Raw genomic sequence first — 10,066 nt, 5'->3', positions numbered from 1 at the left:
GGTCAAGGACTGAGGCCGCGCCACCGCTCTTCCTTGCGGACTCCGAATAGTTCTGTCGCCGATGTAATCTGGAGGCGTACGGGACGAACGGGGGCAGGTGAGGAGGCGCTGTGGGCGGGCATGGCACGCGTACCGGGGCGGGCCGGGCGGAGGCCGGGTGGCCCGCGGTGCTGGTACGGGAGCGGGCGCGGCCCGAGGTCGTACGCAACCGGCCCGACGCCTGGCGCCTCGCGGTCGCCACCGTGTGCTTCGGCGCGTTCATGGGGCAGCTCGACGCCAGCATCGTCACGCTGGCCTACCCCAGCCTGCGGGCGCGGTTCCACGCCCCGCTGGCCGGGGTGGAGTGGGTGTCGCTCGGCTACCTGATCACGCTGGTGGCGCTGCTGGTGCCGGTCGGGCGGCTGGCGGACGCCCGCGGGCGCAAGCTCTTCTACCTCTACGGCTTCGTCGTGTTCACCGCCGCCTCGGCGGCCTGCGGGCTGGCGCCGTCCCTGGGCGCCCTGATCGCCTTCCGGGTCGTGCAGGCGGCCGGGGCGGCGATGCTCCAGGCCAACAGCGTCGCCCTGATCGCCACCAGCGCGCCGCGGGAGCGCATGCGCGCCGCGCTCGGCGTCCAGGCCGCCGCCCAGGCGCTGGGGCTCGCCCTCGGGCCCACGGTGGGGGCCGCGCTGGTGGCCACCATCGGCTGGCGCTGGGTGTTCGGCATCAACGTGCCGATCGGCGTCGTCGCCGTGGTCGCCGGCCACTTCCTGCTGCCGCGCACCCGCAGCCGCACCCCCGTCCCGGCGTTCGACTGGCAGGGCCTGGGCCGGCTCTCGGTGGCCACGACCTCCCTGCTGCTGGCGGTGTCCGCGGTCTCCGGGCTGCCCGTGCCGCCCTGGGCGGTGGCCGGGCTGTTCGCCCTGGCGGCCGGCGCGGCGGCGGCCTTCGTACGGCGGCAGCGCCGCGCGCCGGTACCCCTGCTGGACCTCGGGCTGCTGCGGCTGCCCGCGGTCGGGCCCGGGCTGCTGGGCGCCCTGAGCGGCTACCTGGTGCTGTTTGGCCCGCTCGTGCTGGTGCCGGTCGTGCTCGTGCGCGCGGGCGGCTCCGAACTGCTCACCGGGGTGGTGGTCAGCGCGCTGCCCGCCGGCTTCGCCCTGGCCGCGACCGGCGCGCAGCGGCTGCTGCCGCCCGCGGTGGCCGACCGCGGCAGGTGCCTGCTGGGCGCCGCCGTCACCGGGGCCGCGCTGCTGGGCATGCTGCTCGCGCCGGTGACCCCGGGGTGGACGGCGCTGCTGCTCGCACTGCTCGGGCTCGGCCTCGGCGTGTTCACCCCCGCGAACAACACCATGATCATGCGGGCCTTCCCGGTGGCCGCCTCCGGCACCGGCGGCGGCCTGGTGAACATGACCCGCGGCCTCGGTACGGCGCTGGGCGTCGCGCTGGTGACGCTCGCCCTGCACCTGGCGCCGCCCGGGGGCGTGGCCCCGGCGACCCACCGGGCGGTGGCCGTGCTGCTCGCCGCCGCCGCGGTGATGCTGCTGGCCGCCTGGCTCAGCCCGCGGCGGGCCGGGCGCGGCAGGTGAGGCGAGTGCCGCGCGGCACCAGGGACGACTGGCTGGCCGCGGCCGACACCCTCCTCGCGGCGGGGCTCGCCGTGGCCGCCGCGCTCACCCGCACCGTCTGGCCGGCCTGCCTGGCCGCCGGGTGGGCCGCCCTCGCCTGGCGCCAGGGCCGGCTGGCGGCCCGCCGCCGGCACGGCCGCGCCGGCGGACCTCACCGAGAGTGATGCGGACACCGAAAAGATGGCTCTACGAACATGTGGCTGCCCAAATATATCGGTGTCCGAAGAGATTCGCTGCGGGTACACCGCCCGTTCACCCCCGTTCGCCTTCCGTTTCACCAGCCGCTCCTAACTTCGCCGGTGCCTGCACCCGACAGGCTCATGAACCCGGCGGCGGGACCTGCCTCACGGCAGCCGGTGCGCCCAGGAAAGGACAGTTGCGGTGAAGCTCCAGCGGTTTGCGCTTGCGGCGGGGATCGGTCTGCTCGCGACGGCCACGCTCTCTGCGTGCGGGAACGACAACAACGACGCCGGCCCGGCGGATTCGGCCTCCTCCGGCGCCGGCGGATCGTCGTCCGCGCCGTCCTCGGCGGCGTCCGGGATCTCGTGCGGCAGCGGCACGCTGACCCTGGCCGGGTCCAGCGCGCAGGCCAACGCGATATCGAAGTGGACCAAGGACTACCAGGGCGCCTGCTCCGGCTCGACGATCAACTACAACCCCAGCGGCTCCGGCGCCGGCGTGACCGCGTTCGAGCAGAAGCAGGTGGACTTCGCCGGCTCCGACTTCCCGCTGTCGGCCGACGACCAGCCCAAGGCGGACGCCCGCTGCGGCGACGGCAACAAGGCGATCAACATCCCGCTCGTGCCCGGCGCGATCGCCGTCATGTACAACGTCTCCGGCGTCAGCGCGCCGCTGAACCTCTCCGCGCAGACCCTCGCGAAGATCTTCAACGGCAAGATCACCACCTGGAACGACCCGGCCATCACGAAGGACAACCCCGGCGTCGACCTGCCGGGCACGAAGATCACCACCTTCCACCGCGCCGACAAGTCCGGCACCTCCTACAACTTCTCCAACTACCTCAACCAGACCGACGCCGCCGACTTCCCCGCCAAGGCCGACAAGCAGTGGCCGGGCAGCGGCGGCCAGGGCCAGAACGGCAGCTCCGGCGTCGCCCAGGCGGTCAAGACCACCGCGGGCGGCATCGGCTACGCCGAGATCTCCTTCGCCCAGGCCAACGGCCTGGCCACCGCCAAGGTCGGCAACGCCAAGGGCCAGTTCGTCGAGGCCACCACGCAGAACGCCTCGGCGTTCATCGCCAAGGCCAAGGCCCAGCAGAACGGCTCCGACCTCCAGCTCGCCTTCGACTACAGCTACGCCGACCCCAGCGCCTACCCCGCGGTCCTGGTGACGTACGAGATCGCCTGCGCGAAGGGCAACTTCGCCGGCCAGCTCCCGCTCATCAAGGGCTTCCTGTCGTACGGCGCCGGCGACACCGCGCAGGGCGAGCTGCCCGCGACCGGCTACGTGTCGCTCCCGAAGAACATCCAGACGCTCGTGCAGTCCTCGGTCGCCTCCCTGAGCTGACCCCCAGACGGCTGCCGCCGGACACCGAGAGCCCCGGCGGCAGCCCGCACGTCCCAGCCGGCACCACGCACTGTCAGGAGCATCATGAGCGGAGAGTCACCGGCGGTGGCCGACCCGTCCGGTACGCCGACCGGTCCCGCGGGTCCGGCCGGCCCCACCCCACCCGGCGCGCCGGCCGCCGGGGCGCTGACCGCCGGGCGCGGCGGATCCCGGCGCGGTGACGCGGCCTTCCGCGGCACCGCCGTCGGGGCGGCGGGGCTCCTGCTCGCGCTCATGGGCGCGATCGCCGTCTTCCTGGTCACCCAGGCCCTGCACGCCATCTCCGCCGACCACGCGAACTTCCTCACCGCGTTCGAGTGGAACCCCGACGAGGACCCCTCGGTGTGGGGCGTGGCCCTGGTGGCGTGGGGCACCCTGGTGACCTCGCTGTTCGGCCTGGTCATCGGGGCGCCGGTGGCGATCGGCGCGGCGCTGTTCATCACGCAGTACGCGCCCCGGCGGCTGGCCCAGGCGCTCGGCTACGTCGTCGACCTGCTGGCCGCGGTGCCCTCCGTGGTCTACGGCCTGTGGGGGATCATCTTCCTCGTCCCGCACATGGGCGGTGTCTCCCGCCTCGTGGACGACGTCCTCGGCTGGATCCCGGTGTTCTCCTACGACGGCTCGCCCGCCCCCCGCTCGGTGTTCGCCGCCGGGATCGTGCTGGCCATCATGATCCTGCCGATCATCGCCGCCCTGTCCCGCGAGGTGTTCCTGCAGACCCCGCCCGAGACACAGGAGGCCGCCTACGCGCTGGGCGCCACCCGGTGGGAGATGATCCGGCTGGCCGTCCTGCCGCACGCGCGCTCCGGCGTGATCAGCGCGGTCGTCCTCGGCTTCGGCCGCGCCCTGGGCGAGACGATCGCCGTGGCCATGGTCCTGTCGCAGACCCAGACCTTCTTCAGCCACTTCCTCGACCCCGGCGGCAACACCATCGCCGCCAACATCGCGATCCAGTTCAAGAACGCCTTCGGCACCGGCCGCGGCGCCCTGATCGCCTCCGGCCTGGTGCTGTTCGTCATGACCCTGCTGATGAACTACCTGGCCCGCTGGATCGCCCGCCGCGGCACCGCCGCCCAGCACACCGAACCCGCGCCCGCCGCGCCGCAAGCGACCGCCGTCGCCGCCGACACCCCGGCCGCCGCACTCCACCACCTGCTGGCCGCCGCACCCCGCAGCGCGCCCGAGCGCCACGACGCGCCCGCGCCCGCCGTCCCGATGGCGCGCACCTCGGCCACCCGCCGGGCGCGCGACGCCGCCGCCCGGCTGCTGGCGGCGGCGGCCTTCGCCGCCGCGGTGCTGCCGCTCGCGTCCATCCTGTGGCTGGTCGCCGGCAACGGCGCCGGACGGCTCGACGGCGTCTTCCTCAACAACTCCATGCGCAACATCGCCGAGTCCGACCCGGGCGGCGGCGCCTACCACGCCATCCTGGGCACCCTGGAACAGGCCGGCATCGCCACCCTGGCCGCCGTGCCGCTGGGCGTCATGGTCGCCGTCTACCTCGTCGAGTACGGACGCGGCGCCCTCGCCCGTACCGTCACCTTCACCGTCGACGTCATGATGGGCCTGCCGTCGATCATCGCCGGACTGTTCGTCCTGTCGCTGTGGATCCTCACCTTCGGCTTCAAGGACTCCGGCTTCGCCGGATCCCTCGCCCTGGTCATCCTGATGCTGCCCATGGTGATCCGCTCCAGCGAGGAGATGCTCAAGCTCGTCCCGGACTCCCTGCGCGAAGCCGCCTACGCCCTCGGGGTGCCACGGTGGCGGACGATCCTGCGGGTGGTGCTGCCCACCGCGCTGCCCGGCATGGTCACCGGCATCATGCTCGGCGTCGCCCGCGTCATGGGGGAGACCGCCCCGGTGCTGCTCGTGGTCGGCTTCACCTCCTCCATCAACGCCAACCCCTTCGACGGCGCCCAGGGTTCGCTGCCCGCCTTCATCTACAACGAGGCCACCCAGCCCTACGCCCCCGCCGTCGACCGGGCCTGGGCCGGCGCGCTGACCCTCATCCTGATCATCATGCTGCTCAACCTCGCCGCCCGCCTGATCGCCTGGTGGAAGAGACACGGCCGCGCCTGACCCGCGGTCCGCACCGAACCGACACCCAGGAGGCACGCATGGTCCAGCAGCCCGGCGGCACCGCCGACGCACCGGACGACCGCGGCGGCTACGTCGTCGTCCCTCCGAGCACCCAGGGGCAGCTGCGGCTGCTGACCGTGGGACCGGTGCAACTGGACCTCGACGGGCGGCAGCTGCGGATCTCCGGCGAGGTCATCCACCTCCCGCTCAAGGAGTTCCTGCTGCTGGCCACGCTCATGGACAACGCGGGACGGGTCCTGTCCCGCCGTCAGCTCCTCGACGCCTGCTGGGGACCCGGCCACCCCGACGGCACCAAGACCCTGGAGGTCCACATCAAGCGGGTCCGCGAGCACCTGGCCGCCGCCGACCCGGAGCTGCGCGCCCGGCTGCGCACCGTGCGCGGACTCGGCTACGTCTTCGACGTCCGGCCGCTGTACTCGGCGGCGCCGACCACCTCGTAGAACGCCGGGGGCGGCGGGCGCCGCGGGGTGACGGGACGGCTGCCGGGAGCCACTACCCTTCATCCCATGCCCCCGCAGCCGCGCCCCCGCTCTGCCGCATCGACGACCGGCAACGACGCACCGGCCGCCCGCGCACTCACCGACGCCGTGACCCGGCTGCGCCGCGCCCTGCGCGCGTCCATCCGCAGCGAATACCCGTGGGAGCAGCTCCCCATGGCGCAGGTGGAGCTGCTCCAGGTCCTCGGCGAGAACTCGCCGGCCCGCGTCGGGGACCTCGCCGCGCGCCAGCGGCTGGCCGCCAGCACCGTCAGCGGCCTCATCGGGCAGATGATCACCTCAGGACTGGTGGCCCGCGAGGTCGACCCGGCCGACCGGCGCGCCTCCGTCGTGACCCTCACCGACGCCGGCCGCGAGCAACTGGACGCGTGGACCCAGGCGCACGAGCGCCGTATGGAGGGCGCGCTGTCCTCGCTCAGCGCGGCCGACCGCGCCGCCGTGGACGCCGCGCTGCCCGCGCTCTTCCACCTGGCCGAGCACCTCGACCCGAGCGGGGACCGGCCGGCCTGACGAGCCGGCCCGTCAGGCGGCGTGCCGCACGGCGGTGGCCGCCGGGGCGTCGAGGGCTTCCAGGAGCAGGCCCTCACGGGTGGACCAGGGGCAGACGGTGAGCGTGGTGACGGCGCAGGACTCCATGAGGGCCTCGGCGACCAGCGCGCCGGCCAGGCTCTGCTCGGCGCGGTGCGGGGTGATCCCCGGGAGCTCGCCGCGGGCGGCGACGCCGGTGCGCGCCAGCAGCGGGATCGTCGCCCGCAGCGCCGGCAGGGTCAGCTCGCGCCAGGAGCGGGCGGACCCGGACCCGGACGCAGACCCGGTCCCGGACGCGGACCCGATCCCGGACGCGGACCCCATCCCGGACCCGGTCCCGGACCCGGCGGCGGCGAGCCGGGCGAGCTGGGTGAACGTCTTGGAGCAGGCCACCGCGTGACCGCCCGCCGGGGCGCACGGCAGGCCGCCCTCGACCGCGGCCAGCGACCGGCGCAGCCGCGCCCGCACCCGGTCCAGATGCGCGGCGGAGCGCGCGACGCCGTACGGGAGCAGGTCGCGGGTGACCCGGCGGGCGCCCAGCGGCAGCGAGACCACCCGGTCGGGCCGCACGCCCGAGCCCGCGGCAACCTCCACCGTGCCGCCGCCGACGTCCAGCACCAGCAGCGGCTCGGCCCCGGCGCCCGCCCAGCGGCGCGCCGCCACGTAGGCGAGCCGGGCCTCCTCCTCGCCGGGCAGCACCCGCAGGCGCACCCCGGTGGCCCGCGCCACCCGGCTGACGACCTCCTCGCGGTTGGGCGCGTCCCGGATGACGGACGTGGCGAACGGGAACACCTCCTCCGGCCGCAGCCGCGGACCGCCCGCGGCGGCTTCGGCCACCGCCCCGGCCACCGCCTGCTCCACGCTCCTGATCCCCGCCCGGCGCAGCCGCCCGTCGTCCCCCAAGGCGTGGTGCAGCCCGAGCCGGACCTTGCGCGTCGAGACGAACGTGAGCCGCCCGCCCTTCCCGCGCCGCGCCACCGTCAGCAGGGCGCTGTGGCACCCCACGTCGAGAACCCCCGCCTGCCGCACCCCGCCACCCCACCTCACCAGCACCTGCGTACCGAAGCCGTCGTCTGCCCGCCGCGCCGCCCGGCATGCCGGCGCCGCCCGCGCAGCCTGTCAGTTTACGCCCCCGGCCTCGGCCGCCGCGCCCCCGCCCGTACCGGCCGGCCCGTTTCGGCCACCGGCCGCCCCGGCGATTACGCATGCGGTGGCCCGCCGGATCGGGGGTAGCAGCCTGCTATGACGACAGCCGTGACACTCGGGGTGGAGGAGGAGTTCCTGCTGCTGGACCGGCGGACCGCGCTGCCCGCGCCCCGCGTCGACCGGCTGCAGGCCGCGGCGGAGAGCGAGCCCGGGCTCAGGCGCGGGGAGGTCGACACCGAACTGCTGCAGGCCATGGCCGAGGTCGCCACACCGGTGTGCTCGCAGCTCGACGAGGTCGCCGCGCACCTCACCCGCTTCCGTGCGGCGGTGGGCGCGGCGGCCCGGCGGGTGGACTGCCGGCTCGCCGCGACCGGCGGCGCGCCCCTGGTCGCCGAGGTGGCGGTACCGGTGACCGGGACGCAGCGCTACCGCGAGCTGCGCGCGGACGCCGCCCGGCTGGCCGACGAGCAGCTGATCTGCGGCATGCACATCCATGTGGCCGTGCCCGACCGGCAGGCCGGCGCCGCCGCGCTGGGCCGGCTGCGGCCCTGGCTGCCGGTGCTGGTCGCGCTCGGCGCCAACTCGCCCTTCTGGGACGGGCGCGACACCGGCTTCGCGAGCTGGCGCACCGTGGTCTTCGGCCGCTGGCCGGTCAGCGGCTCGCCGCCCTTCTTCGCCGACGCCACCCACTACGAGGAGCGGGTGGCCGCGCTGCTGGCCACCGGTGTCGTACGCGACCGGCACCAGCTCTACTGGCACGCCCGGCTGTCCGACGACTACCCGACGCTGGAGGTACGCGCCCCCGACGTGCAGCTCGACGTCGGCAGCGCCGTCACCCTCGCCGGGATCGCCCGCGGCCTGGTGGTGACCGCCCTGCGCGAGGGCCGCCGCGGCGCCCGCCCCCTGGACCCGCCGGCCAGCATCCTCCAGGCGTCCGGCTGGCACGCCGCCCGGCACGGCCTGGACGGCGACCTGGTCGACCCGCGTACGGAGAAGCCGGCCCCGGCCGCCGATGTGGTGGCCGGCCTGCTGGACCACATCACACCCGCCCTCAAGGAACTCGGCGACGCCGACCGGGTGACCGACGGCGCGCACCGGCTCCTGACCGAGGGCACCGGAGCGGCCCGGCAGCGCTCGGCCCTCGCGCGGGGCGGCACCGAGGCGCTGCTGGACCTGCTGGCCCCCGAGCCGTCCGGGGCGGGCGGCGGTCAGCCGTAGCCGGTGGCGGGGGCCGGCCAGCCAGGGCGTGGGCGGTCAGCCGTAGCCGGGGGCGTGGGCGGTCGACCGGGGCGTGGGGACGTCAGCCGTAATAGGCGATCTTCTCGTCCAGGACGCCGATCGCCCGGTGCAGCGCCGCCACCCGCTCCTCCAGCGCCGCCCGGCGCTCGCGCAGGAAGGCGACCCGGTCCTGCGCCGGGTGCTCGGCGCGCAGCAGGGCGACGAAGCCGCGCAGGTCGGCGATGCCGAGGCCGGCCTCGCGGAAGCAGGTGACCAGGCCGATCCAGAAGACGTCGTCCTCGGTGTACTCGCGCCGGCCGCCGGGCGAGCGCCGGATCGGGCCGATGAGCCCCTCGCGCTCGTAGTAGCGCAGAGTCTCCAGGGAGACGCCGGTACGGTCGGCCGCCGCGGCCGGGGTGAGGGTGTCCATGGGGCTCCTTGCCTGACTGCCGGCGCTACCGCGCCGCCGCGAACCGCGCCATGTGCTCCTCGCCGAGCCGCACCCGCCGCGCGGCGAGCGCCTGCTCGACCTGCTCCACCCGGCTCGCGCCCACGATCGGCTCGATGCCCTGCCGCATCAGCCACGCCAGCACGACCGCGTTGCGCGTCGCCGACAGCTCGCCGGCGACCTCGTCCAGCACCGCGAGCACCCGCGCGGTCCCCGGGTGATCGTAAGTCGGCGGAAAAGGCTTGTCGGCCCGCGCGTACGACCCCCACAGCAGCGAGCTGTACGACCATACGGCCAGCCCCTCCGCCCCCGCCAAGTCCAGGTCCTCCGCCGCGAGCATCCGGTGGCCGCCCTCGGCGACGGGCGTGAGCGGGCGCGGCAGGACCAGCGAGTGGCGCAACTGGAGCGCCGAGTACGGCGCCACGCCCTGCTCCCGCGCCAGCGCCCGGGCGCGCTCGACGCGCCAGGCGGCGTGGTTGGCGGCCCCGATCCGCAGCGCCACCCCCTTCGCCACCAGCTCGCCGAACGCGCCGACGGTCTCCTCAAGCGGCACGGTGCGGTCCTCCGCGTGGGCCCAGAGCAGGTCCACATGGTCCACGCCCAGCCGCTCCAGGCTCTGCTCCACGCCGGTGTGCACGGCGCGGGCGGACAGCCCCTCGGCGCTGTCCGGCCAGGAGTGCGGGACGAGCGGATTCTGCCGGACCTTCGTCGCGATCCGCACGGCCTCGCGTGCGCCGGGGCGGGCCCTGAGCCACGCGCCGATGACGCGCTCGCTGGCGCCGCCGACGCCGCCCGGGTCGTTCCAGAAGGAGTAGCAGTTGGCGGTGTCCAGCCAGACGCCGCCGCCGGCGACGAAGGAGTCGAGGATCGCGAAGGCCCGGTCGGTGCCGACACGGGTGCCGAAGTCCATCGTCCCGAGGACGATCTGGGGGTCGGTGCTGTTCATGCCGCCCATGCTCGGA

10 protein-coding genes and 1 pseudogene are annotated in these 10,066 nt (G+C 75.2%); 8 read left to right on the top strand and 3 right to left on the bottom strand.

The features are described from left to right. Window positions 1-167: 167 nt before the first annotated feature. From HCN08_RS21855 to HCN08_RS21825, 7 genes and pseudogenes are all read left to right on the top strand, one after another. Window positions 168-1,565, top strand: coding sequence for an MFS transporter (locus HCN08_RS21855; protein WP_167984892.1), 1,398 nt, complete (start codon window positions 168-170; stop codon window positions 1,563-1,565). Window positions 1,566-1,570: 5 nt separating this feature from the next. Continuing rightward, a complete protein-coding gene (locus tag HCN08_RS21850) occupies window positions 1,571-1,768 on the top strand; it encodes a hypothetical protein (RefSeq protein ID WP_167984875.1) in 198 nt (65 codons plus the stop codon). A 217-nt stretch (window positions 1,769-1,985) separates the two neighbouring features. Further along, on the top strand, window positions 1,986-3,131 hold the full coding sequence (pstS, locus tag HCN08_RS21845) for a phosphate ABC transporter substrate-binding protein PstS (protein WP_167984874.1): 1,146 nt from the start codon (window positions 1,986-1,988) through the stop codon (window positions 3,129-3,131). 84 nt (window positions 3,132-3,215) lie between these two features. Beyond that, window positions 3,216-4,232: pseudogene (gene pstC / locus HCN08_RS36950) on the top strand (phosphate ABC transporter permease subunit PstC); the annotation flags it as partial. 153 nt (window positions 4,233-4,385) lie between these two features. After that, a complete protein-coding gene (gene pstA, locus HCN08_RS36945; protein WP_167984891.1) occupies window positions 4,386-5,246 on the top strand; it encodes a phosphate ABC transporter permease PstA in 861 nt (286 codons plus the stop codon). Between the two features lie 38 nt (window positions 5,247-5,284). Beyond that, the gene (locus tag HCN08_RS21830) at window positions 5,285-5,707 is read left to right on the top strand and encodes a winged helix-turn-helix domain-containing protein (RefSeq protein ID WP_167984873.1); all 423 of its coding nucleotides are present in this window, start codon (window positions 5,285-5,287) and stop codon (window positions 5,705-5,707) included. Window positions 5,708-5,773: 66 nt separating this feature from the next. Continuing rightward, window positions 5,774-6,274 carry a MarR family winged helix-turn-helix transcriptional regulator gene (locus tag HCN08_RS21825; RefSeq protein ID WP_167984872.1) on the top strand — a complete coding sequence of 167 codons (501 nt, stop codon included), beginning with the start codon at window positions 5,774-5,776 and terminating at the stop codon, window positions 6,272-6,274. A 12-nt stretch (window positions 6,275-6,286) separates the two neighbouring features. Here the strand turns inward: HCN08_RS21825 and HCN08_RS21820 are convergent, their stop codons facing one another. Continuing rightward, a complete protein-coding gene (locus HCN08_RS21820; RefSeq protein WP_322974602.1) occupies window positions 6,287-7,345 on the bottom strand; it encodes a Ppx/GppA phosphatase family protein in 1,059 nt (352 codons plus the stop codon). A gap of 189 nt (window positions 7,346-7,534) precedes the next feature. On the opposite strand from HCN08_RS21820, the gene HCN08_RS21815 reads away from it, so the two are divergent. Further along, the gene (locus HCN08_RS21815; RefSeq protein ID WP_167984871.1) at window positions 7,535-8,656 is read left to right on the top strand and encodes a carboxylate-amine ligase; all 1,122 of its coding nucleotides are present in this window, start codon (window positions 7,535-7,537) and stop codon (window positions 8,654-8,656) included. Between the two features lie 82 nt (window positions 8,657-8,738). Here the strand turns inward: HCN08_RS21815 and HCN08_RS21810 are convergent, their stop codons facing one another. Next, the gene (locus HCN08_RS21810; RefSeq protein WP_167984870.1) at window positions 8,739-9,086 is read right to left on the bottom strand and encodes a MerR family transcriptional regulator; all 348 of its coding nucleotides are present in this window, start codon (window positions 9,084-9,086) and stop codon (window positions 8,739-8,741) included. 25 nt (window positions 9,087-9,111) lie between these two features. Continuing rightward, window positions 9,112-10,050: an aldo/keto reductase gene (locus HCN08_RS21805; RefSeq protein WP_167984869.1), complete on the bottom strand. Its 939-nt coding sequence runs from the start codon at window positions 10,048-10,050 to the stop codon at window positions 9,112-9,114. Window positions 10,051-10,066 lie beyond the last annotated feature (16 nt).

It is taken from the genome of Actinacidiphila epipremni (assembly GCF_012034175.1).
GTDB lineage: Bacteria > Actinomycetota > Actinomycetes > Streptomycetales > Streptomycetaceae > Actinacidiphila > Actinacidiphila epipremni.
The sequence above is the reverse complement of the archived record's forward strand: the minus strand, read 5'-3'. Positions and strand labels throughout refer to the sequence as shown.

Excerpts from the sequence above, each read along its gene's own strand:
- HCN08_RS21825 (WP_167984872.1), top strand. The coding sequence starts at position 5,774 with ATGCCCCCGCAGCCGCGCCCCCGCTCTGCCGCATCGACGACCGGCAAC.
- HCN08_RS21815 (WP_167984871.1), top strand. The coding sequence starts at position 7,535 with ATGACGACAGCCGTGACACTCGGGGTGGAGGAGGAGTTCCTGCTGCTG.
- pstA (WP_167984891.1), top strand. The coding sequence starts at position 4,386 with ATGGCGCGCACCTCGGCCACCCGCCGGGCGCGCGACGCCGCCGCCCGG.
- HCN08_RS21810 (WP_167984870.1), bottom strand. The coding sequence starts at position 9,086 with ATGGACACCCTCACCCCGGCCGCGGCGGCCGACCGTACCGGCGTCTCC.
- HCN08_RS21805 (WP_167984869.1), bottom strand. The coding sequence starts at position 10,050 with ATGAACAGCACCGACCCCCAGATCGTCCTCGGGACGATGGACTTCGGC.
- HCN08_RS21830 (WP_167984873.1), top strand. The coding sequence starts at position 5,285 with ATGGTCCAGCAGCCCGGCGGCACCGCCGACGCACCGGACGACCGCGGC.